General features: G+C 63.2%; 23 protein-coding genes. 5 read left to right on the forward strand and 18 right to left on the reverse strand.

The features are described 5' to 3' along the window. Positions 1–75: 75 nt before the first annotated feature. The 3 genes from ACTJLB_RS25820 to ACTJLB_RS25830 form a co-directional block, all read right to left on the reverse strand. Entirely contained in the window at positions 76–726 is a 651-nt protein-coding gene (locus tag ACTJLB_RS25820) for a response regulator (protein WP_114199222.1), read from the reverse strand. Then, complete coding sequence (locus tag ACTJLB_RS25825) at positions 723–2,069, reverse strand: PAS domain-containing sensor histidine kinase (protein WP_440784921.1); 1,347 nt, start codon at positions 2,067–2,069, stop codon at positions 723–725. Before ACTJLB_RS25825 ends, ACTJLB_RS25820 begins: the two co-directional genes overlap by 4 nt. Positions 2,070–2,288: 219 nt before the next feature. After that, a complete protein-coding gene (locus ACTJLB_RS25830) occupies positions 2,289–3,125 on the reverse strand; it encodes a universal stress protein (RefSeq protein WP_204521380.1) in 837 nt (278 codons plus the stop codon). 221 nt (positions 3,126–3,346) lie between these two features. Between ACTJLB_RS25830 and ACTJLB_RS25835 the strand changes: the two genes are divergently transcribed. Continuing rightward, positions 3,347–3,862 carry a flavodoxin family protein gene (locus ACTJLB_RS25835; protein WP_088176441.1) on the forward strand — a complete coding sequence of 172 codons (516 nt, stop codon included), beginning with the start codon at positions 3,347–3,349 and terminating at the stop codon, positions 3,860–3,862. A 106-nt stretch (positions 3,863–3,968) separates the two neighbouring features. On the opposite strand, the gene ACTJLB_RS25840 is transcribed toward ACTJLB_RS25835, so the two are convergent. Further along, positions 3,969–5,618 carry an oleate hydratase gene (locus tag ACTJLB_RS25840; RefSeq protein WP_440784924.1) on the reverse strand — a complete coding sequence of 550 codons (1,650 nt, stop codon included), beginning with the start codon at positions 5,616–5,618 and terminating at the stop codon, positions 3,969–3,971. A 229-nt stretch (positions 5,619–5,847) separates the two neighbouring features. On the opposite strand from ACTJLB_RS25840, the gene ACTJLB_RS25845 reads away from it, so the two are divergent. Then, the gene (locus tag ACTJLB_RS25845; protein WP_440784954.1) at positions 5,848–6,201 is read left to right on the forward strand and encodes a hypothetical protein; all 354 of its coding nucleotides are present in this window, start codon (positions 5,848–5,850) and stop codon (positions 6,199–6,201) included. 51 nt (positions 6,202–6,252) lie between these two features. Beyond that, positions 6,253–6,726, forward strand: a complete 474-nt coding sequence (locus ACTJLB_RS25850) for a universal stress protein (protein WP_440784926.1) — start codon at positions 6,253–6,255, stop codon at positions 6,724–6,726. Positions 6,727–6,880: 154 nt separating this feature from the next. Here ACTJLB_RS25850 and ACTJLB_RS25855 read toward each other — a convergent pair whose 3' ends face one another. Together ACTJLB_RS25855 and ACTJLB_RS25860 are read right to left on the reverse strand one after the other, a co-directional pair. Then, a complete protein-coding gene (locus ACTJLB_RS25855) occupies positions 6,881–7,546 on the reverse strand; it encodes a nitroreductase family protein (protein ID WP_440784927.1) in 666 nt (221 codons plus the stop codon). Positions 7,547–7,575: 29 nt separating this feature from the next. Then, positions 7,576–8,607: an Acg family FMN-binding oxidoreductase gene (locus tag ACTJLB_RS25860; RefSeq protein WP_440784928.1), complete on the reverse strand. Its 1,032-nt coding sequence runs from the start codon at positions 8,605–8,607 to the stop codon at positions 7,576–7,578. Between the two features lie 444 nt (positions 8,608–9,051). On the opposite strand from ACTJLB_RS25860, the gene ACTJLB_RS25865 reads away from it, so the two are divergent. Continuing rightward, positions 9,052–9,297: a UDP-glucose 4-epimerase gene (locus tag ACTJLB_RS25865; protein ID WP_204521374.1), complete on the forward strand. Its 246-nt coding sequence runs from the start codon at positions 9,052–9,054 to the stop codon at positions 9,295–9,297. Positions 9,298–9,403: 106 nt separating this feature from the next. Here the strand turns inward: ACTJLB_RS25865 and adhP are convergent, their stop codons facing one another. Next, positions 9,404–10,429: an alcohol dehydrogenase AdhP gene (adhP, locus tag ACTJLB_RS25870; RefSeq protein WP_087750400.1), complete on the reverse strand. Its 1,026-nt coding sequence runs from the start codon at positions 10,427–10,429 to the stop codon at positions 9,404–9,406. Between the two features lie 246 nt (positions 10,430–10,675). On the opposite strand from adhP, the gene ACTJLB_RS25875 reads away from it, so the two are divergent. After that, positions 10,676–11,365 carry a CBS domain-containing protein gene (locus ACTJLB_RS25875; protein WP_440784931.1) on the forward strand — a complete coding sequence of 230 codons (690 nt, stop codon included), beginning with the start codon at positions 10,676–10,678 and terminating at the stop codon, positions 11,363–11,365. Positions 11,366–11,427: 62 nt separating this feature from the next. On the opposite strand, the gene ACTJLB_RS25880 is transcribed toward ACTJLB_RS25875, so the two are convergent. The 11 genes from ACTJLB_RS25880 to ACTJLB_RS25930 form a co-directional block, all read right to left on the reverse strand. Then, entirely contained in the window at positions 11,428–12,369 is a 942-nt protein-coding gene (locus tag ACTJLB_RS25880; RefSeq protein WP_440784932.1) for a copper resistance D family protein, read from the reverse strand. Next, positions 12,369–12,743, reverse strand: coding sequence for a copper homeostasis periplasmic binding protein CopC (copC, locus tag ACTJLB_RS25885; protein ID WP_440784934.1), 375 nt, complete (start codon positions 12,741–12,743; stop codon positions 12,369–12,371). Before copC ends, ACTJLB_RS25880 begins: the two co-directional genes overlap by 1 nt. Positions 12,744–12,810: 67 nt before the next feature. Beyond that, a complete protein-coding gene (locus tag ACTJLB_RS25890) occupies positions 12,811–13,158 on the reverse strand; it encodes a copper-binding protein (RefSeq protein ID WP_408412565.1) in 348 nt (115 codons plus the stop codon). 64 nt (positions 13,159–13,222) lie between these two features. Next, entirely contained in the window at positions 13,223–14,518 is a 1,296-nt protein-coding gene (locus ACTJLB_RS25895) for a multicopper oxidase domain-containing protein (protein WP_440784936.1), read from the reverse strand. A gap of 2 nt (positions 14,519–14,520) precedes the next feature. Beyond that, on the reverse strand, positions 14,521–16,011 hold the full coding sequence (locus ACTJLB_RS25900) for a TolC family protein (protein WP_440784937.1): 1,491 nt from the start codon (positions 16,009–16,011) through the stop codon (positions 14,521–14,523). After that, positions 16,008–16,301 (reverse strand): hypothetical protein, encoded by a 294-nt coding sequence (locus tag ACTJLB_RS25905; RefSeq protein WP_088176452.1) that lies wholly within the window; start codon positions 16,299–16,301, stop codon positions 16,008–16,010. Before ACTJLB_RS25905 ends, ACTJLB_RS25900 begins: the two co-directional genes overlap by 4 nt. A gap of 85 nt (positions 16,302–16,386) precedes the next feature. Next, positions 16,387–16,794: a hypothetical protein gene (locus tag ACTJLB_RS25910; RefSeq protein WP_440784939.1), complete on the reverse strand. Its 408-nt coding sequence runs from the start codon at positions 16,792–16,794 to the stop codon at positions 16,387–16,389. A gap of 87 nt (positions 16,795–16,881) precedes the next feature. Further along, positions 16,882–19,407, reverse strand: a complete 2,526-nt coding sequence (locus ACTJLB_RS25915) for a beta-galactosidase (RefSeq protein ID WP_440784941.1) — start codon at positions 19,405–19,407, stop codon at positions 16,882–16,884. Further along, positions 19,404–21,377: a beta-galactosidase gene (locus tag ACTJLB_RS25920; protein WP_440784942.1), complete on the reverse strand. Its 1,974-nt coding sequence runs from the start codon at positions 21,375–21,377 to the stop codon at positions 19,404–19,406. The genes ACTJLB_RS25915 and ACTJLB_RS25920 overlap by 4 nt, the downstream gene beginning before the upstream one ends. 70 nt (positions 21,378–21,447) lie before the next feature. After that, complete coding sequence (locus ACTJLB_RS25925; RefSeq protein ID WP_440784943.1) at positions 21,448–22,299, reverse strand: carbohydrate ABC transporter permease; 852 nt, start codon at positions 22,297–22,299, stop codon at positions 21,448–21,450. Between the two features lie 38 nt (positions 22,300–22,337). Continuing rightward, positions 22,338–23,240, reverse strand: coding sequence for a carbohydrate ABC transporter permease (locus tag ACTJLB_RS25930; protein ID WP_408412577.1), 903 nt, complete (start codon positions 23,238–23,240; stop codon positions 22,338–22,340). Between the last annotated feature and the right edge of the window lie 99 nt (positions 23,241–23,339).

Here is a 23,339-nt window from a genome sequence, read left to right on the forward strand (position 1 = left end):
GTAGGCGACGAAGAAGGGCTGTAGGGCGATTCCTACAGCATGCGTCGCAGGCCGCCAGCGGGGCGGTGGGGGCGTTTAAATATCGTCCTCTTCGTCGCTGACCAGTTTGTGACGCATCGCATAACGCACCAGCGCGGCTTCGTGCGGCATCTGCATCTTTTCGAGGATGCGCGTCTTGTAGGTGCTGACGGTCTTGGCGCTCACGCACAGCTCCGCCGCGATTTCCGTGATCGTCTGACCGGCAGCAATGCGCTTGAGGACGTCGAACTCACGATCTGACAGGCGCTGATGTGGCAACAGATCGGTGGGCTCGTTCAGGCTCTGCGCGAACCGCTCGGCCATCGCAAGGCTCACGTAGACGCCGCCTGCGGCCACCTTTGTCACCGCCGCCACAAGCTCGGCGCTTGCGCTTTCTTTCGTCAGATAGCCGGACGCGCCCGCCTTGAACGCGCGCACTGCGTATTGCTGTTCGGCGTGCATGGTCAGCACGAGGATACGCAGCGCCGGCTTTTCCTCTTTGATCTGTTTTATCAGCTCGACGCCGTTGCGGCCCGGCATCGACAGATCGAGCACCAGCACGTCTGCAGCGGAAGCGCGAATCAGCGCGATGGTACTCGCACTGTCACTTGCTTCGCCCACCACTTCGAAGCCGCTGGCCCCCTTGAGGATATGACGTAGACCATCGCGCACGAGTGCATGATCGTCGGCGAGCAAGACCCGGGTCATGATTGCAGCTCCTGCATTTGCACTGCCTCCGCTGGAATGGTGACGCTCAACGCAAAGCCGTTGCCTTGTGAGGTTTGAATGTCGACGGCGCCCCCGAGCATGTGCGCGCGTTCGCGAATGCCGAGCAGACCAAACGACTTGCCCGCCAGTTCGCCGTCACGATGCGCGCCCTGGCCGTTATCGGCGATGCGCAGCACGAATGCCTCGTCGCCGGCGCGCAGGCTGAGTGTGACGAGCGTGGCGTCGGCATGGCGCGCAACGTTCGTCAGCGCCTCCTGCACGATCCGGAAGAGGGCTGTTGCGCCCGCGGGGCTGAAGCGGGCGTCGCCGGTTTCGATGTCGCGCTCCACGTCGATGCCATAGCGGTTCGTGAAGTCGTTCGCGAGCCACTCGACTGCGGGGATCAGTCCGAGGTCATCGAGCATCACCGGCCGCAGATCGGCGGCAATGCGGCGAACCGACGCCACGGTCGCGTCGATCAGGCGGCGCATGCCCTGCAAATGGTCGCGAACCAGCTCGCTGGCTGACCCGCCAAGCGTCTCTTCGACCGATGAAATGTCCATTTTCAGCGCAGTCAATTGCTGACCGAGGTCATCGTGCAGTTCGCGTGCGATGCGCGTCTTTTCGTCTTCGCGGATCTTCTGCAGGTTGGCGGACAGTTCGCGCAGTTCCTCGCGCGCCCGCTGCTGGGCATGCTCGGCACTGACCCGTTCGGTGACGTCCCGCAGCATCACGGTGTAGAGCCTCGCGCCGCCGTCGCGAGTCTGCGAGATGGAGGCCTCGATCGGGAATTCCTCGCCGTTTGCGCGCAAGCCGGACAGCACGCGCTGCCGGCCCATTTGCCGGTCGGACACGCCGGTCACGCCGAACTGTTCGACATGCCGGGCGTGCGCTGCGCGAAACCGCTCCGGAATGAAGCGTTCGAGCGATGCGCCGATCGCCTCCATTGCCGTGCAGCCGAAAACCTGTTCTGCCATTGGATTGAAGAGCACGATGCGCTGCTGTTCGTCGATGGTGATGATCGCTTCCATCGACGAACGGATGATTGCCATCATGCGCGCTTCGTTCACACCGGACTGATTGATTGCAACGCTTGCCTCGCTGCGCGCAAAAGAGGCTTCCCGGCGCGCGCGCAGAAGCATGAATGCACTCGTGGCGACGAGCAGCGCCGCGGCGACGCAGATGAACAGCACCGGATCGAGCCAGCGCCGCGCGGCCAGCATCACTGCCAGTGCCGCGACGAAGACGGCGGCTGCCGCGAGCGCGGGCCGCGCCGCAAACCAGTTCGACCGCTCGTGCGGCACCGCAGTGTGCGGCGTGGGCGTCTTACCGCTGACGGGCATGTGCGCCTCTTGACATGATTGCGAACAGGAATCCTTGCGCTGCAACACGCCGCCGCAATGCTGCGCCAGAGCCAGGCACTTCGGTTGAGGGGCGGGTCCGCAGTCCACGTGGGGGGGACCGCAGTCTATTCGCGCGCAAAGCTGATAGTTGCTCTCATTGTCCGCGATACGCCGGATTCGTGCTAGTGCGCGCGAGCTGCACCGGCGGATGCTTGCCGATCAGTGCGACATCAGTACGGGCACGGTCATCGACTTGAGGATCGTGCGCGTCGCACCGCCCAGCACCAGTTCGCGCCAGCGTGCATGACCGTATCCGCCCATCACCAGCAGGTCGGCTCCTGTGTCGGCAACCTGCGAGAGAAGCACTTCGCCGATCGAGCCATCTGCACCTGTTTCGATGTCGAGCACATCGGCACGCACGCCGTGCCGCGCGATCACGGTGGCGATATCCGCGCCGGGAATGCGTGCGCTCCCGTCTTCCTGCATGCCGTTGACAGTGAGAATCGTGGTGTTTTGCGCCGCGCGCATGAACGGCAGGGCATCATGCACGGCGCGCGTGGCTTCGCGGCTGCCGTCCCATGCCACCAGGATCCGGCTGCCCGTCGTCCGCTCGTTGCGCGCATACGGCACGAGCAGCACCGGACGGCCGCTCGAAAGAATCAGGTTCTCCGGAAAGAAGTCGCCGACATACGATTCGGCATCGTCCGGATTGTCCTGGCCGGCGACGATGAGATCGGCACAGTGGCCAAGTCGCGGCATCGCAAAGCTCGCGGACTCGTCCACGGCGATCCATTCGCCTTCTACTTCGGCACGCCGCAGTTCCGCATGGAATAACCGCTGGAGCGCCTCGCGCCGTTCCGCGCGTCGCTCTGCGTGCTCGCGGTAGTACTCGGCGGTACCGGCCATCACGTACAACGACCGCGGGTCGGGCGAGAACAGCGCGAATACGCCGGTCAGATGCGCGCCGAAATGTTTCGCGAGAGACAGTGCGGTCTCGAGCCGCGGATGGGCATTCGCGCTCGTGTCGAGGTGAACAACGATGGTCTTGTAGCTCATGGCGGAGGCTCCGGGAGAGTGAACGTGACTCTGGGACAGGTGAGCTTGAGTCTAGGAACGATGGCGTCTGTCCCGTTGATGCAGATCAATGGCGATACACGCGCCCCGGGTCACGGGATGGTTTGACCTGGGTCATGTGCAGCCGTACGTCCCCCTCTATGCTCGGGACAAGCATGGCGCACGAGTGCGCGCCAGTGAGCTGTCCATCAAAGGAGCGAGTCATGTCAAAGCCACGCGTTCTCATCGTCTTTTTCTCACGTACCGGTACCACGCGCGTGCTTGCTACCGCGCTTGCGGGCGTCCTGTCCGCCGACGTCGAGGAAATCTGCGACCTCAGCGAGCGTCGCGGAGCGTTGGGATATCTGCGCTGTGTTATCGACTCGTGGCGCAAGCGGCGGGCCGAGATCGTCCCGGCGGGGCTCGATCCTTCACAATACGACCTCGTGCTCGTGGGCACGCCTGTCTGGGCGGGAGCGGTGTCGGCGCCGGTTCGCGCGTACCTGCTCCAGCACCGCTCCAGGTTTCGCCACGTCGGGTTTTTCTGCACTTTCGGCGGCCTCGGCGCCGAAGCCGCTTTCGAAGAAATGCACTCGCTCGCAGGCAAGGCGCCGGTCGCGCAATGCAAGGTGCGGGCTGCCGAGATGCAACGCGGCGTGGCGACGGCGTCGTTTGAACTGTTCGTCGGCGTATTGGAACGTCACCTCGCGCATTACACCGCGCTCGAATGGGCTTGCTGATTCGCCGGCTCGTCTAGCGCGGCGGCGATCGCGTTTCTCTTGAGCAGGCGCGTGCTTCGTCGAGGGTCATCGGCTCGACAGCCGCCCGGCGCACAGCATCGTTCCGTTAGTGATGGCGTAGCTCGGAAGCCGCGCCGTAGACCACGCGCGGATCGTGTTGACCTTTATACACAGCCGGAACGGTCCGGTTCAACCCGAGCAGCGTGTAGACAGCGGTCTGAGCGGAACGGACCGAATATTCGACGGTGAACACGACGTCGTTCGGCAACTCGCAGAACTGTCCGACAAACGCGAGGTTCGCCCAACCTTCGGGTACGACTTGCGGCCGGTCGCCGCGCTTGCGGCGCAGGAACTGACTGGTAATAAACGGCATCACGCAGGGGATGCAGATCGCGTCGTCGAGAATACGCTGGGCCTGCGCCTCGATCTTCAGATGGCCGAGCAACTCCGTCATGATTTCGCGGCCTGTGCATTCGACCATCGGCTTCGCGATGAAATTGCCCGGGCGGTCGACAAAAAGCCCGTAACCCCACAGCACCTGGACGTCTTTCGGCTGACCGATGAAATGCGGTTGATGCGGCAGCACGATTGACGCGAGCCAGTTCGATTGCGGGAACGTGATCAGACCGCCTTCGCCCGGCACGTTGCCGGTCAGATCGCGAATGAGACGGAACAGCGTAGGATCGTGCAGCGTCGCGGTGAAGGAGAGCCACCTGGATTCGTCGACGTGATCGGCGAAAACAGAAGGATGGCCGAACTCGGTGCGCCCGGCGGCGATGGTTTTCCAGAGCGCCCATGCGCCGCTGCTGTCGTTGCCGTCGTTGCTGTCGTTGCCAGCACATGCGGCTGGGCGGTCCGTGCCGCCCAGGCTCGAGCCCGCTGTCATCGAGCCGAGCGTAACGATTACTTTGTCGTGTTCGCCAAGCGGAATTTCATCGCGACAATTGTCGTGCTCGCAGACGATGGCCGCAACCCTGTTCAGCTCGCCGCTTTCGTCATATCGAAGGTCCACCACACGTGTGTGGTTGCGGAACACCACGCCGTGTTCGTCGAGCCATTTGCGCAGCGGCCGCACCATCGAGTCGTACTGGTTGTAGACCGTGCGCATGATGCCGTGCAACTGATTGAAGCCCGGCGTCATGTGCGCGAACCTCAGCAGATAGCGGCGAAACTCGGCGGCGCTGTGCCAGGGCTGAAAGGCAAACGTCGTGCACCACATGATCCAGAAGTTGGTGTCGAAGAAATCAGCGTCGAAGTGATCCGAGATGCGGCTATCGCCAAGCAGCGCTTCCGGTTCGAACGAGAGGCGGCCTAGCGTGAGCAGATGCGATTCGGCGAGGCCATAAGCGGGTGCGTCCTCGCGCTTGCCGTCGCGCACGAGCCGCGCTTTCGACGACGTGCGTATCGTCCTGTTCCAGTCGAAGATTTCCTTCGTCACGCTGCTGCGGCCGTCGAGGGTGGGGATCGAGTCGAACAGATCATACGTGCACAGGTACTTGCTTTCCAACATGCGGCCGCCGCGTACGACGTAACCGTCCCGCGGTGTGCCCGCGCCGTCGAGGCTGCCGCCCGCGTCGCCGAGTGCTTCGAGAATCGTGATGCGGCAGCCTGGCACATCGGCGTCGCGGATCAGAAACGCCGCTGCCGCGAGCGACGCAATACCGCCGCCGACAAGATAGAAATGGCCAGAGTCAATCGCTTCGTCGCGAGCCTGACGCGTGAGTGCGCTCACGCCGGCATAGTCGGATCTTTTCATGATGGTCCCGCAAGGTAATGACCGTGAACGTATAGACCATACCCGCGGAGTGGAAATGCGCGTTGCGCTGGATCAACGGGGCCTACGGTGGCGCGGCCCCAATACCTCGTTGACGCAGGTCAACCGTCAGGCATGGATACGCGCCCATGATGGTCTCGTCGACTCACCGATCCGCGTGGCTTTCGCGGCCGCAGCGGTCGAGAGAAAGTACAGTTCGCGCGGAGGCGGTATGGGAATCGATATGCAGATCGTCTATCTCGGCTTTGCGGGGTCTGCGCAGATCGAGTCCGAGGCGGCCGCACAACTGGTGCGCCTCGAGCGGTTCGGCAGATGCATCTCGGGGTGCCATCTGGCGCTGGAAGCCATCCGCGAGCGTGCAGGGTACGGCGTACCGGGCGTGCGCCTTGACGTGCCCGAAAACGTTTCAGACCAACGCCTGTTCGATGCGCGCCTTGACCTCGTGCTGCGCACGAGAGAACTCGTTCCCATTGAGCATCGGCAAAGCCACGATCCGGATGAAGCGGTGCGAGCAGCCTTCGACGCGGCTGAGCGGTTTCTGGGGCGCCGTATTGCTCGCGCCTGAATTGCGATACGGGTTCCGGGTGCCAGGACCAACGTTTTTCAGGAGGCAGCTATGTACGCAAATGTTGTGGTGGCGCTCGACGGCAGCCAGGCAGCGAAGCACGCGCTAAGCGAGGCGATTCAATTAACGAAGCTCTCTCGCGGCAAATTGACGGCCGTCTACGTGCTGGATCAGTCGGCGGCTTTCACCTACGCAGGAGCATGCGATCCGCATCTTCTGACTGACGCCGCACGGCAGGTCGGAACTACGCTGCTACACGACGCGCTGCACCAGATGCGAGAACTGAACGTCGTGGGCGACAGCGAGATCGTGGAGACACAAGGCTTCGCGGAAGATATTGCCAGCGCGTTGCTGCGCTGCGTGCAACGGCGCGGCGCGGACCTCGTCGTGATGGGCACTCATGGACGGCGCGGGTTTCGGCGCATGGTGCTTGGCAGCGTTGCCGAGCGCTTCGTTCGCCATACGACCTGTCCCGTTCTACTGGTTCGCGAACCCGCAGATGCAGAGCGTCAGGCGCCGCTTTGAGCGATCACGCCTTCGGTCTATCTACTCATTCGATGCATGCCACCGCCGGCGCTTTGACCCGCGAGCGCGGTCCGCACGGCCGCTAGTCGATTGCGCATACCGACCCTGCGATCGCCGTCGCGCTCGACCTCGAACAGACGCTTCATTGCGGCTCTCACAAATCGGCTGCATCGAAGTGGCCGACGGTCTGCGCGAGGACAGGCACGCTATCGCGCGACAGGCGCATTTCGGCACCCAAGGTGCTTCGGTTCAGCCAGCTTCTCGCCGCTACCGCCAATCCAGCCGCGGCACAAAATAGATAGACGTTTTGCACAATGGCGCCAGCGCTTGCATAGGCAAACGGCTCGCGTTGAGACGAGGCAATGTCCTGCATGCGCGCGAGGTCGGCGACATACACCAGTTCGACGGGCGCCTCGCCGACAAAATCCTGATAGCCGGTCAACGCCCGCAGATCGGCTGCGATCACGAGATCGAGGCCATGCTGTAGCGGATCGTAGAGATACATGCCGCGTGCGAGTGCAACATAAATCTGGATTTCGTGGAGTGCAAGAACAGAAGGCGCTGTGCGTCTGTCGTTTCCTTCAGGATCTTTCCGGTTCACGCCGTTGGCGGCCCACAGCAGCTGTCCGAGCGTTGCGTCGTCAAGCCCGGTTGGCGCAAAGCGTCGCGTCGTGCGCCGTTTGGAGAAGGCATCCATGATGGGCATGCCGCCGCTCGACTGGGGCGGGGGCAAGACGATGCGCGGTGTCGGCTCGCCATGCACGGGGCGCGCCTGCGTCGGGTTGGGTGTAGTCGTGCCAAGTCTGAAAAAATGCTTCATAGCAGCCTCATCGGACCGACGTCGGCCTTTCAGGACACGCTTTCGGCAAGCGGTCGGCGCGGTGAATGAGCCGCCGGCTGGCCACGTCCGACGCGCAGTAGGACTTGCGGTACGGCGTCCATTTTTAACGTGGCACGCAGCTGCTCGCGCAGCGTATTTATCTCGGTTGGCTGATTAAGATAGGACGCAGTGATGCCGGTGTTCGCCGCGACCAGCAACAGCCGCTCGAGCGCCTGGCCGGCCGAGAGCCACGCAGGCGCCTCGTCCGTCGACGTCCCAAGGCAGACGAGAAGGGGTGACCCCGCGGCGAGCGCATGGTGCGCGGCGGCGAGTCCGCCGCCCAGATCGAACGTGCGAACAACCGAGGCAAGCAGCGGCGCGGCAACATCAAGCAGCGCTGCCATGCCGTGCGACAGCGCAGGCATGCCGTCATCGCGGCGTCGAGGGTGAATCCAGCTCGCCAGTTCCCGGCGAAAGCGCGGGTCGTTGAACTGGATGCGGTCAGCATCGGCGACGAGCTCGGCAAGTTTCTCGCGCAGCGATGCGCCCAAAGCGCAGGCGGCATCGGCGCCCTCGGCCTCGGCGGCGTCGACGAGTTGTTGAAGGAGCCCTGACGGTAATGGCTCGTCCGGGAAGATCTCGCGTGTCGTGACGCGTTGGCGGATTGCCGGAAACAGCGGTGGCAGCGTAGCGTCGCAGCGGCCGTCGGGAACGATTTGCACATGCGCCAGCACGTCTGGATCGAGACGCGAGGGAAACAGCGTGATAGCGTAAGCGAGCGCGAAGTGGCTGAGCGCCACGCGCAGGTTAAAGAGCGCCGCGCCGCAACTGATGATCAGCTCGCGGTCGAACGGATCGACCACCGGCAATGCCCGCCGCCGGTCCGCGCAGAGCGTCACGCTGTCGCCGTCGACGATGAAATGCCACGGCTGCGTGTTGTGGTTGGAGGGCGCCAGCACCGCATAGCGCAGCGCAAATCGCAGCTTTTCGTGGATGCTCGCGGTGCTGTCCAGCTCCTGTTCGTCGACGGACCAGGCGGCCGTCTGCGGCAGTGCGCTCATGTCGTGGTCTCCTGCACGAATTCATGTCATCACTGTGTCAGGCCGGGCCGTGCGCGGGTTGATCTGGATCAGCCGTCGTGCAGCGGGTTACACCGGCGCACGAGATCACGGCGAGCTCGTCGGCGGATTCCAACTGCGAGCAGCAGATAACCGTACAGTCCTCCGTCAAACGTGAACCTGCGATGCGGCTCGCTTGACGCACGTCAATCGGGCTACCTCAGCCGGGTCTAGAGTCATTCATACAGCGCGCGGCAGTCACGCTGACGTGTAAGGTCGACTCGGTAGCCGTGCGCGGTGCTGCGTGGGCAGTGCGGGTGTGCATGCGGTCGTCGACAACTTGACGGGGGCATACATGCGCCTCTGCCCGCTTGACCACAGGACCGGTGCCGCTGACGCGTCCCGGTCCGTTCGGTTCACGGAACTCCGAGTAACGGGGAGCGTTTCATGACGATTTCGGGCAACGTGGGCGACGGCGACTGGTCCGTTGTTGCCACTACACACTGTACGGCGGGCGGCTTCGGCTGCGCGATCCAGATCAGTCATCACACGCCGCAAGGCGTATTCAAACACGAGTTCACGCACAGCAGCATCTTTCCGACCGAGCGCGAAGCGATACTCGCGGGTCTGAGCGAGGGGATGGACTGGGTCCGGCTCAAGATGTCGAACACGCTTTCCGTGCGTGCTGGCTAATGCAGGGTGAGGGCGGCAGGGTGAGGGCGGCAGGGTGAGGGCGGCAGGGTGAGGGCGGCAGGGTGAGGGCCGGACGGAGCTTCGCGCCGCCCGCCACTGGCGCCGCTCAGTCGAGCTTCAGCACGATGCGGCCGTCTACCTTACCGTTCTTCAGTTCCGCGAGAACGTGATTGATGTTGTCCAGCCGGTCGAGGTGAATCCGCGCGCGCACGCGACCTTGTGCGGCGAAGTCGAGCGATTCCTGCAAGTCCTTCCGGGTGCCGACAATCGAGCCGCGCACAGTAATGCCGTTGAGCACCGTTGAAAAGATCGGCAGTGGAAAGTCGCCTGGCGGCAATCCGTTCAGCGCCACGGTGCCGCCACGGCGGACCATGCCCAGCGCCTGTGCAAAGGCGCTGCGTGAGACGGCGGTCACGAGCACACCGTGCGTGCCGCCTATTTCCTTCTGGATTGCGGCTGCGGGGTCGCACTCGAGAGCGTTGAATGTCAGCTCCGCGCCAAGCTCCCGTGCGAGAGCCAGTTTGTCGTCCGCGATGTCGACGGCCGCAACGCGCAGGCCCATCGCGATCGCATACTGAACCGCGACGTGGCCGAGTCCGCCGATTCCGGAGATCGTGATCCATTGGCCGGGCCGCGTATCCGTCACGCGAATGCCTTTGTACACGGTCACGCCGGCACACAGAATGGGCGCGATTTCTTCGAACGGGACAGACGCGGGCAAATGTCCGACATAGTTCGGATCGGCCAGCACATATTCGGCGTAAGCACCGTTGACGGAGTAGCCGGTGTTCTGCTGCTCGTGGCACAACGTTTCCCATCCGCCCAGGCAATGCTCGCAGTGACCGCACGCCGTGTAGAGCCATGGCACGCCGACGCGATCGCCTTCCTTGAAATGGGTGACGCCGTCGCCGACGGCCGCGACGTACCCAACGCCTTCGTGGCCCGGAATGAACGGCAGTGCGGGCTTCACCGGCCAGTCGCCGTCGGCGGCGTGCAGGTCCGTATGACAGACGCCCGATGCCTTCACATTGACGAGAATCTTTCCGCGCTCGGGCTTCGGGACGGGAACTTCCTCGATGCGCAAGGGCGCACCGAATTCGTGAACCACAGCGGCTTTCATAAGCTGAGCCATGAACTTTCTCCTCATGATGGTTACCTAGCGTCCAGTATCGGCTCCATGCATCCAACGAAATTGACCTCGGTCAGTCAACCGTGACGAAACGCTGTCGCACGCAAGCGTCGCCGGGATGATCCACGTCAAGCGGAAGGGGAGCGTGCAGGCCTAATCTGATATTGCACAGGGGCTTGTCGGCGTCACGGATTGACATGTGCGCCGTCTAGCCCCGAACTGAACGACTTAACCTTGAGGAGGCTTACCATGCGCGCATCTGATGTCATGACCACCAACGTGATCTCTGTCACGCCCGACATGACCATCCGTCAGGTTGCCAAAGTTTTTGTCCATAACGGCATCAGCGGCGCGCCGGTGATGGATACGGACGGCAGCATCGCCGGCATGATCAGCGAGGGCGATCTGCTTCGCCGTTGCGAGATCGGAACCGACGAGCGCAAGCCTACGTCGTGGCTGGATATCTGGTCCGCGAGTCACGAGGCGCGCGACTACGTCAAGACCCATGCGCTCAAGGTGAGCGACGTGATGACCACCGAGGTGGTGACCGTGCAGCCCGACACGCCGCTAGGCGAGGTTGCTGGCATTCTCGAGGCACGGCACATCAAACGAGTGCCCGTGACGAATGCCGGACGTGTCGTCGGAATCGTTAGTCGTGCCAATCTCGTGCAAGCGCTCGCGAGCGTGCCAGATGAACCGGTGTCGGACGCGACACTCTCCGACGCCGAAATCCGTGCTGCCCTGATGGGCAAACTGGCAGGGCGCAAATGGGGTTTTGCTGGCCGCAATATCGTGGTGACGGACGGCGTCGTGCATCTATGGGGCGTCTTCCAGTCGGCGGAGGCGGTGAATGCCGTTCGCGTTGCGGCGCAAAACATACCCGGCGTCAAGCATGTGGAGGATCACACCGAGCCGTATCAAATGATACCTGGCATCTAGTAGGCGCGGGGCAAGGCGGGGCGGTTCGGCGCACCGCACCCGGAGCGTCACGATCGTGTCGCCTACGTGGTCCCTGGCAGTGGACTGGAGACAAGAACGGCAGCCGAGACGAGCACAGCAGCGAGCACAATTGATTCGACGTGCAAGACAGCGGCAAACCGCTTCAACGGTCGTGCAGTGAACTCCGAGGACGTTTCTGTCAGGGAGATGGGCAGCCGGGGCATCTCGAAGAACCGGTTATGTCCGCCAAGCGCGGCGGCAATACCCACGAGAGCAAGCTTAACCATCAGGACGCGTCCATACGTCGATGTCCAGAGGTACTCCGCTGCATTGACTCCGCGCCAGCCACTGTAGGCACCAGTGATGAAGATGGCGGCGAGCGCCAACGTCGCGGCGTCGGAAAGCGATTGAACGAACGCCGCAGTGTCCGCCCGCTCAGCGGCGGGCGCACGACATATACGGGGCATCACGATGTAAGTTGCGACAAGCACGAGCCCCACCCACACGCTGATAGCAAGCAGGTGCACCCAGTCTACCCATACCGGAAGACTGAATGCGCCTGCATCGATGGGGTGTCCTCCGTGGCTGCGCGCCAGCGCAACTCCTGCGAGAGCGAGCCAGATCGCGGGCTTGAAACGAATCGGACGTCGAGCCTGCACGAGCGACAGAATCACCACCAGTAGCATGAACCCCGCGCCTGCCAGCCAGGCATGGCCGAAGTCGGTTTCCACAAGCATTGCACGGGCGGCTGGACCCGCCTCTTCGAGGGTCGACTCACTCATTAGCGCACAATGAATCCAGAACGCGAACGCACTGGACACCAACGCGGTAAAAGAAGCGATGCGCAAGGTGAGAAGCAGATGGACACTGACGCTCGTCTGCCATCGTGAAGTGCTGCGGGAAAGCCACCTGTCACTGAGCAGAACACCTATAAGAATAGCGAAGCTGATGTTCTGCAGTGCCACAGATGCCAGCCGCAAAATGCCGAGGAAACCGTCGTTCATTACTTCACCGCGAATGTATAAGAGCCTTTGGTTTTGTGAGCATCATGCGTCATGACTGCCCACTGCACCGTGTACGAGCCGGAGGCGAGCTTGGGGACCTCAACCATGAGTACGCGCGGGTTCGACGAATCTGCCCTTGCTTTGTCCTTACTCGCCGTTGTGCCCGACGCGTCAACGACCTTGATCGAGCTAAACGCGGATTCGAGGTCTTCATTGAAAGTCAGACGCAGCATGTCAGGCGACGAGTCGACCGCGCTGCCGGCCGCTGGGATCGCGCTCTCCAGCTTGCCGTGCGCGAACGTGATAACAGGTGAAAGCGCGGCAGCTGCGGTCGCCGCTGCTGTAACGAGTAATCTGGATATCTTGATGTTCACGAGTGTGTCGTCCCTTAACTCAATCGCGGCGCAGTGTGTACTGCACCGCTGGAGCGCTATTAAAAGCTCACTGCTTCTGCAGTTTCGTCACAGTGAGCGCGCCGTCAATTTCTTCGGCAACGAAGTCAATCTTGTCGCCCACTTTTACCTGTGAAAGCATGGCTGGATCTTTGACCTTGAACACCATCGTCATGGCCTCCATATCCAGATTCTTGAGCGGCCCGTGCTTGATGGTCAGCTTCCCGGCGGCGTTATCCACCTTCTTCACCTCGCCGTGCGACATGTCGTTCTTCGCGTCTGCGCCCTGTTGTGCGCCGCCCGCCATATTCATGTTGCCCGTATCGCCCGCGGCATATGCGGTCGCGGATACGGCTACAGTGCAACCCATCACGATGGAAACAATTGCGTTCTTCATCAAGACTTCTCCCACAGTTGAATTAACAAATATCGGCCGGAGCCATGTCCGGCGTGTCACGAAATCAGCTTTCCGGCAGCTCACCGGTGTATTCGTACGCGACCGTTCCCTTCGGATGTTTGAACCAGCCCGGGTCACGGTAGTCGTTGCGGCCCAGTCCTTCGCGCACCTTCACGACGCTAAACATGCCGCCCATTTCCAGCCCACCGAACGGCCCGGTACCTGTCATCATCGGTAGCGTGTTGTCCGGTAGCGGCATTTCCATCTCGCCCATCGAACCGCCCGCGCTGCCCATTGCCATGTAGTCCGGGACGAGCTTGTTGATGCGTTTGGCGAGGTCCTTCTGCGGCACGCCAATCAGGTTCGGGACCTGATGCCCCATCGCGTTCATCGTGTGATGCGACTTGTGGCAATGAAACGCCCAGTCGCCAGGCCGGTCCGCGGTGAACTCGATGGCACGCATCTGACCGACGGCAACGTCGGCGGTCACTTCAGGCCAGCGTGCGGCGGGAGGAATCCATCCACCGTCTGTTCCTGCGACCTCGAAGCTGTATCCATGCAGATGGATGGGATGATTGGTCATCGTCAGGTTGCCGAAGCGGATGCGCACGCGGTCTCCTGCGCGGACCGGCAGCGAGTCGATGCCCGGAAAGACCCGTGCATTCCATGTCCACATGTTGAAGTCCGTCATCTCATTGACGCGCGGCGTGAAGCTGCCCGGGTCGATGTCGTAGGCGGACATCAGGAACACGAAGTCGCGGTCCACCCGCATGACGCCGCGGTCTTTCGGATGGACGATGAAGGTGCCCATCATGCCCATCGCCATCTGCACCATCTCGTCGGCATGCGGGTGATACATGAACGTGCCGTGCTTCTCGAGCTGGAACTCATAGACGAACGTTTTGCCCGGCGGAATGTGCGGTTGCGTGAGACCGCCCACACCGTCCATGCCGGACGGCACCAGCATTCCGTGCCAGTGAACCGTCGTGTGTTCCGGCAGCTTGTTGGTCACGAAGATTCGAACCTTGTCGCCTTCGACCGCCTCGATGGTCGGACCGGGCGCCTGGCCGTTGTAGCCCCACAGGTTCGCCTTCATGCCGGGCGCCATCTCGCGCACCACGGGCTCGGCAATCAGATGGAATTCCTTCCAGCCGTTCTTCATCCGCCATGGCAGCGTCCAGCCATTCAGTGTGGCCACGGGCGTATAGGGTCGGCCGTTGGGCGGCACCAGCGGCGGTTGCGTGGCGGTCCTGTCCATAGTTGGCGCTTCTGGAAGTGACGCTGCGCCAGCCTTGCTGACCAATGCTGCGCCGAGTAGCGCCGCGCCGGAGCCGCCGAGAAATGTTCGACGTGAGACCATGATCATTTACCTTCTGAATTCGTCGGCGATGCCGGGTGGGTCGCGGAAGCAGGCAACGGCGAGTCCTGCACCGGGGCCGGTGGTGTCGGCGGCGCGTCGCTCTGCGGTGCGCCAGGCGTCGGTGCCATTGCGAGCGGCGGAAGGCGGCCGCCAAGCGACTGTTGCAAGTCCGTCTCCGCAAGCCAGTAATCTTTCAGCGCGTCGATGTATCCGTTGACGGCAGCCACCTGGTCGCGCGAATCGGCAAGCAGTTCGAACACGCTTGCGAGCATGCCGTTGTAGCGCAACAGCATTTCGTCCGAGATAGTCTTGCGTACGAGCACGACCTCATCGCGGTAATGCTTCGCAACGTCGTAGCTCGTCACATAGCCGGAGTACGACTCGCGTACTTCGGAGCGGGCGTCAGTCGCCGTCTGGGCGAGCCTGTTCGCCGTCTGCATATAGATGGCTTCGGCGCGTGCGACCTTCGCGCTGCCCCAATCGAAAATGGGAATCTCGACACTGATTTCGTATCCGTGCTCGTGTCCTTTATCGGTCTCGAAGTTGTCGAGATAGCCAACATCGAGCGCATTGATGAATCGGGTCGCCTTGCTGAGCCCCAGCGAGGTTGCAACGCCTTGTGTCCGCAGCTTCGCCGCCTGTATGTCGAGGCGGTTCTGCATCGCAAAGCTTTCGAGGTCGTTTAGTTGCGGCCTGTCCTTCGGGAGGTCAGGCAGACGGTCCGGCAGCTTGTATTGGGTTCCGGAGCCCCACAGGCCCATCGTGCGCGTGAGCTTTTCGCGGGCCATGACTGACTGCTGCCGCACCTTGGCCAGCTGCGCAACCGACTCGGCGTAAAAGGCCTGTTCGCGCGCATAGTCGAGCTTGCTGAAGTTGCCTGCCTGCCGCATGCGCAAGGCAAGTTCTGCCCCTGCCTCGGCGGAGTCCTTGACCTGAGCGGCGTATTGGGCTGCCTGCTCCACGGCCACAGCATTCACATAGGCTTTTCGGGCATCGGCGGCCACGGCGAGCATCGCATTGGCCGTCTCGAGCTTTGTCTGTTCGAACCGCCGGCTCTCGATGCGCGTCGCCACAGGCAGCGTGAGCACACCCAATACGCCCATGGAGAACGCTCGGCTGATACCGAAGCCATCGCTCCAGTGCGTCCGGCTGAAAGTAAAGCCCGGATTGGGCAGGCGGCCAGCCTGGACGAGGTCGGCTTCGGAAATACCGAGCTCGGCGTAGGACGCCTGAAGTCCCTGGTTATTCAGCAGCGCGACCTGAACGGCGTCATCCATGCCGAGTGGCTTCGACAGCAGTTCCTGCGTACGCTTGAAAGCAGCGACGCGGTCTTCGTCGTTTTTCAGGTAGACGGCGTCCTTACCAAGTCGCTCGGACGCAGTCGTCGATACGGTGTTGAATCCGCCGTCCTTTGAGAACGTCGTGCAGCCGGCCAGAAGCATCGTCGCGAGGGCAATGCATCCCACGCGGTTCGGGGCGAGATATCGAATCATTTCGACTCGCCTCCGTGCCCGTGGCCGCCTTTTTCACCCGCTGTCGCAAGTGGTTGCTGACTGTGCTTGATGCCCGCCGTGCTTCGGGTTGGCGCAACGGCACGGTTTAGCTGCTGCCAGCTCGGCGCGTCACGGTCTTGCCATGACTTGTAGCCGTCGAAGGCAGACTCAACGATGACGACCGGAACCGATGCCGCTGCATCAGTTGGGTCGGGAACTGCAGTCGTCGCGTGCGCGAGCGACGACAACGCTGCGCCCGCGCCCAGGAGCGCCGCAGAAATTGTTCGCATGAATTTTTCTCGTCGTGAACCATCCAGCGTCCGTTACGGACACCGGAAAACTTGCAGGCGCAGCCAACGGATGCGCGTGCGCGGACTAGACGAGAATGAAGCGGGGAGGACGTTCGATGCCGTCAGTCAGGAACGACACGACAGCGGTAGCAGGGGGCAGCGGAACTGGGAAGTGGGCCCGGTCAGCCGAAGCGGACACCGCAGGCACGGGCGGTAGCGCAGCACCGACGCAACAGGAGGCGCAGGTCAAACACGCATGAGTGTGATGGGCACCGCTGTGGTTGTGGCCACGATGGTCGTCATGGTCGGCTACGAGCACATGTCCATCAGATGATTCGTCCAGATGGAGATGGTCAGCGGTTGCTTCATCGACCGCTTCCGGGGCGGCACAAATCATCGAGACGGCCGCAAATGACTGAACCGGAAGGCTCAGTGCAAGCAGCACGACGAGAAAGAGTTTGCGCCAGTAGGACATGGGTGCAGAGTCTAGCATGCGCTTAAGACTTCTGTAATCGTCCGGAGGTGTCAGTCCGTAACGTTAAAGCGGGTGCGTCGTGGCAGCGGCCTTCGGCACCCAGTCTCATTCGACGTCGCGCGAGGAAGGATTAGGAGCCAGAATCACTTCGTACTCGGGCTCCCACGTCACGCTGTCCAGTTCGGCGATCTGCTCGCCGCTGTCCGGACGCGGATCATGACGAGCAGCGAGATAGACGGGCGCGTCGGCGCGCAGCGGCAGAATCGTCAGCATGAGCGGTGCGTCCGGATCGATCGCCACATTGCGCACGCCGATGCGCCACGGCAAACCGTTATAGAAGTGATCGTCGATCAGTTCCGTGCCGCTGAAAAGGCGCGCCACGTCGCCCCGATAGCGGATCGTCAGGTAAGCGTTGCCGAGACCATGCGCGTGGAGCGCGTCGCGAGTCACGTCGATGCGCCAGGCGGCCGTCTTGCCGAACGTTTCCGGCAACGGCGCGACAGCGGCGTTGGCCGTGCCGCCGCGCATGACCGGCGGTACGGCTTGCGGCGCGCGAAGCGGCGTGACGCGCACGTCGAATGCCGACTGCGGAACGTGCACACGCAAACGCTGGAACATGCCTTGGCTCGATGCGTCGATGTTTGCGTGATCCGCCTGCAACGCGGACGGCAACTGAAGCAGCGGCGGATAGACATCGACATCGAACGCCGAAGCACTGTTCGAGCGCAGCACGAGATGGCCGTCGCGTTCGAAGGCGAACGCGTCGCTCAGTATGAGCCTGCGCCGGCCGTCGAACGGCAACACGCTCAGTCTCTCCGCGTCCTTCCGCAAAAGCGTGACGAAGACGAGGCGCGCGCCGCCGCGATCCGTGACGACGAACGCCGCGCCGTTGCGCGGCCGCACCACGAGCACGCCGTCGGCTTCATGCTGGCTCAACGCCGGCTCACCGCCAGGCGCGGGCGTCATACTGCTTTCCAGCGCGGCGATCGTCGCCACGCTGCGGGAGTCGAATGCGAACTCGGGCGCGATGCCGTCGGTGGCCGCGAACACCTGAACATCGCCATCGTCGCTCGATATCCTCGTCACCGGCTGCGCGGTCGCGTAACGCAACTGCACGCTGCCGAATCGCAAGCCGACCGGCCAGATGAACGATGTGCCCGGCGCAACGTCGACGGGCTCCACAGGCAGCGCGACGCTGCCGCTCGCAAGCTTCACCGAGAAACGCATGCCTCGATGCGCTGGCATCGCATGTTCGCGGACGTGATTGTTGAAGAACAGGAACCCCTGGTCGCCGTTCGCGCGTACGGCGAAGCGCGGCGTCGCGAGGTCGGCGGGACCGTGCGATACGGTGTCGGGTGCATACACATCACATGGCGCAAGCACTGCGCCCCACTGCCTGAGGAAGTAGTGAATCGGCCGCAGCTTGCCGAGCACTTCGCGCGCCTCGCCATTCGCGCCGAACGGAGCCTGGAAGTCGTAATTGACGATCGGCACGTCGTTGTAGCCGCCGCTAGCCGTCGACTCCTGGCCGTCCATGTCGCCGGGCGGATTGCGTCCACCGTGCAGCATGTAATAGCCGTACAGGTTGACGCCTGAGCCGAGCTGCACGGGCAGCATCGCGGCGATGTCGTCCGCATCGAGGACCGGCCGCCGCCGGTACATTGCGGGCACGCCGCCGCCGAACTCCGCGCCGAGAAAGGGCGTTTCGTGTGCGACGGCGTCGGCATCGCCCGGCGCGTCGCTGTGAGTCTGAGCGCCGAGATCGCCACCCACCCGGCTGGCGAAGCGGAATCCATAGACCTCGTTCGGCGGCGACATGTGCGGCGACACGCCCCACGGGAGATCGGGATAACCGCCGAACACAGGCGCGACTTCGCCGCGCGGAAAGACCGCGTTGTCCCAACCCGTCACCGTGTACAGCGGCACGTCGAGCCCCGCATCGCGCGCGAGGCGCTTGAGCGTCGCGATGTGCGCGGCACCTTGCTGCGCACCGCTCAAGTTGTACTCGTTCTCAAGCTGGATGCCGATAACAGGTCCGCCGTCCTTCCATAACAGGCCGTGCAGCTGCGCGGCGATCTGCGAGAAAAGTCTTGCCACGTAGTGCAGATAAAGCGGGTTGTCGCCGCGCGTGGGCATCTGATCGACGACCCAGCCAGGCAGCCCGCCATAGCGAACCTCCGCATGCACCCAAGGCCCGACGCGAATCAACGCGAGCAGTTCACGCTTCGCGCATGTTTCGACGAAGCGTCGCAAGTCGAGGCGTTCGCTCCAGTCGAATGTGCCCGCGCGCGGCTCGTGATGGCGCCACACGACATACGACGCGACGATATCGACGCCGGCTGCCTTCGTCTTAAGGAGCGTGTCGTCCCATTGACTGGCCGGCAGCCGCGCGTAGTGAATCTCGCCCATCACCGGCAGCCACGGCTTGCCGTCGCGTGTCAGATAGCGGCTGTTGATGCCGAGGGTGCCGCCGTCGGGCGAGGTCGATGTACCGACGCGCAGCGTGTCGTGCAACGGCGCGGTGGCGGGCGCGCTGGCGTCGATGCTCAGCGTGAGCGTTGCATGGCCGCCGGCCGCGCTGCCGGTGTTTGCGTCGGCGTGGTCGGCGGCGTGGCCGGTCAAGCTCGTCATGCCTGAGTCCACACGCACACGTCCGCGGTGCCGAGCGTACGGCTGCCCAGCACGAAGCGGGCGTTTGCCGGTGCAGGCGCTTCGACGGCTTGCGCGCCGAAGTTGAACGCGAAAGTCAGCGGGCCGCGCCTGCGAATGCGCACGCCTTCGGGCAGGTGAACGGGATTCAGCGACGCATCGCGTGCCGCCGCTTCGAGCAACGCGCGATGCAACGGCGGATCGAACCATGCGCTCGCGTAGCGGACGCGATCGCGCGCGACGACAGCAGGCCAGCCGTCGTCGAAGCGCGCCAGCACTTCGACGCCGTCGCGCGTTTCCAGATGCTCGCGCCAGTGCAGTGCGATCCCGGACACGCCGCCGAGTGTGGTGGACGGTTGCAAACTCGGGCGCAACGAGTCGACCTCCAGCACCTTGAACGGCAGCAGCGTCTGCAACGGTCCCGGCGGCAGTTCGGAAGGAATCGCGAAGTCGAGTGTCTTCGAGCCCGTGCGCGGCCCGATCACCCACTGCGCGCCCGAGCGGCGAACCGTGTCGACGAAGCCGGGCGGCAAGACCGCGAGCCCCGGCACGACGATCAGCGCGTAGCCGTCCAGGTTCGCGTGCGCCGATACGATATCGACGTCCAGTGACATCTCGCGCAAGGTCCGGTAGTACTCGAACGCGAGCGTCTGATAGTCAAAGTCTTTGGCGTGGCGCTGAATCTCGAACATCCATTGCGTCTCGTAATCGAACACGAGAGCGACGGGTGCGCGGCCCGCCGGCCCGCTTTGCGCGAGCGCCGACAGTTCCGCAGACTTCGCGATTTCCTGCGCCGCACGCGCCACCTCGCGACCGCCGGGCGACGGCGTGTTGTCAGGCAGGTGCAGGCCCGAATGCATCTGCTCCTGCGCGAACGGCGCCTGACGCCAGCGGAAATACGACACCAGTTCCGCGCCGTGCGCGAACGCTTCGTAGGCCCACAGCCGCACCATGCCGGGCGCGGGCACGGGATTCCACGGCGCCCAGTTCACCGGTCCGGCCTCCTGCTCCATCACCCAGAAACGGCCGTGGCCGATGCCGCGATAGCGGTCGTGATCGAACGCGGACACGTCGGGATGTCCGGTGCGCGCATAGCGGGCCTTGTCGGCTTCCGTGAGCGCAATAACTTCGGTGCGGGCGATTGGGTAACTGTCCCACGTCGCCACGTCGATACTGCCGTTCGAGGCGAAGCGGTAGTGATCGAAGGTGGTGAAGAAACCCATGAAGTTGTGCAGCACGTCTGCATGCGGCGCGTGCCGCCGCACTACCTCGGCCTGTTCCCGGTGGAAGCTCGTCACCTCGTCGGACATGAAGCGGCGGAAGTCCAGCAGATGAATCGGGTTTGCGTCCGTCGGCGTGAGGTTCGGCAGTTCGATCGAGTCGAACGACGGATACTCCATGCTCCAGAACACGTTGCCCCAGCGCGTGTTCAGGTCGCCGACGGTCTCGTAGCGGCGCGCGAGCCATCCGCGAAACCGCTGGCGAGCCGCGTTCGAATAGCTCGGCACGGTCTCGTGACAGCCGAGTTCGTTATCCGTCTGCCACGCGACGACGGCCGGATGCGCGCCGTAGCGCGCGGCCATTGCTTCGGTGATGCGCACGCATTCGCGCCGGTAGGGCTCGCTGCAAATGTCGTAATGACGGCGCGAACCGTAGTTCCATGTCGTGCCGTCGGCGCGCACCGGCAGCATGTCGGGAATCGCTTCGACGAGCCACCTCGGCGGCGACGCCGTCGGCGTGCCGAGCACGATTTTCAGGCCCGCGCCAGCCAGCGTGTCGATCGCCCGGTCGAGCCATGCCCATTCATAGACGCCCGCGCGCGGCTCCATGCGGCTCCATGCGAATTCGGCGATACGCACGTGCGTGATGCCCATGTCGACCATGCGTCGCGCGTCGTCGGCCCACATCGTGTCGGGCCATTGTTCGGGGTAGTAGCAGACACCCAGTTGCATTGTCGTGATCTCCTGAGATCGGTGTTGTGCCGCGCTGCGCTCGCACGCGCGGTCTACGTTGAGCGACCGCTCAGCCCTTGCTGGCGCCGAAAGTGAGTCCGGCAACGAAGTGCTTCTGCATCGCGAAGAACTTCAGCACCGACGGCAGCGCGGCCAGCACCGAGCCCGCCGCGACCAGGTTCCAGGCGGTCGTCCATTGGCCTTTGAGCGCGGCGACGCCGACGGTGATCGGCGCGGCGTCGTCGCCTTGCGTGAGACACAGCGCCCAGAAATAGTCGTTCCAGACGAAGGTGAAGACGAGGATGCCGAGCGCCGCGAGGGCAGGGCGGATCAGCGGCAAGACGATGCGTGCGTAGATGGTCCATTCGCTCGCGCCTTCGACGCGCGCGGCCTCGATCAGCTCGAAAGGCAACTGCTTGATGAAGTTGCGCAGAAACAGCGTGCAGAAGCCCGTCTGAAATGCGACATGAAAAATGATGAGCGCCCAGACGGTATTGAACAGGCCCACTTTGAGCGCCATGTCGCGCACGGGAATCATCAGGATCTGCACCGGCACGAAGTTGCCGGCGACGAACGTGAACAGCACCACGATGTTTCCGCGAAAGCGATACGTGGCGAGCGCGAAGCCAGCCATCGACGCGAGCAGGATCGCGCCGAGCACGGACGGCACCGTGATCAGCATGCTGTTGGCGAAGTAGTGCAGCATCGGCGTTTGCGTGAGCGCCGCGCCGTAGTTGTCGATGAGCGCGAAGTGCTTCGGCCAGGTCCAGTAGTCGCCTTGCGACAACTCGTCGGACGAACGGATCGACGTGATGAGCACGGCGAGCATCGGCAGCAGCCACACGAACAGCGCGACGGGCAGCGACGCTTTGTACAGCGCGCGGCTCCACGGTTTCCAGCGTTCGACGGGAAGCGGGTACATGTGAGTCTCCTTTTTCGCTCTATCGGGAAGCGCGCGGCTCAGCGTTCCTCGCGCAGCATGCGGCGCAGATGGAACACGATGTAGACGAGCATGATCGCGAACAGCACGACGGCAATCGACGCCGAATAGCCTTCGCGGTAGTACTTGATGGCCTGGTCGTACATGTAGTACGCGAGCACGGTGGAGCTGTCGAATGGACCGCCGCCGCTCATCACCGAAATCAGATCGAAGCTACGCAATGCGCCGATTACCGTCAGCACGACCGCCATGAAGGTGGCGGGGCGCAGTTGCGGAAGAATCACATGCCAGAGCAGGCTCCAGCCTTTCGCGCCTTCCATGCGGGCGGCCTCGACGACTTCCGGATTGATGGAGGTCAGGCCCGTCAGATACAGCACCATGCAGTAGGGCGTTTGCGGCCACAGCGCGGCGAAGACGATACCGAAGGTCACGGTGCGCGGGTCCCCGAGCACGGGAATGCCGTGTCCGACGATCAGCTTGAGCAGACCGAAAGCGGGATCGTAGAACCAGCTGAACACGAGTCCCACCACCACGCCCGACAGCACGAACGGCGCGAAGAACAGCGACTTCACCACGCGCATGCCTTTGATCTGCTGGTTCAGATACAACGCGAAAAGCAGGCCGAGCGGCGGAGCGAGCAGGAAGAACACGAGCCAGATCAGATTGTTCTTCAGCGCGAGATAGAACGTGTCGGTGTGGAACAGCTCGACGTAATTCGCAAGACCGATGAAGGTCCTGGGCGTCATGCCGTCCCAGTTGTAGAAGCTGAGCGCGATGCTGGAGAAGATCGGATAAATCACGCAGAGCGCGAACAGCGCACAGCCTGGCAGCAGGAAAAAGAACGCGGCGCGATGGCGGGCGCGGCCCGAGACGGACGCGCGTCGGCCGCGCGCCGTCGGCAGACGGGCAATGGACGTGGACATGACGAATCCTCTTTCGATGCAGAAGCGGATCAGTGTGGCGGGGCGGGGCGAACGACTGCCTGCGAGCCGCCCCGGTGTGAAGTCCTGTGACGGCGTGGA

This window comes from Paraburkholderia sp. 22098 (genome assembly GCF_052045935.1).
Taxonomy (GTDB): Bacteria; Pseudomonadota; Gammaproteobacteria; order Burkholderiales; family Burkholderiaceae; genus Paraburkholderia; species Paraburkholderia caledonica.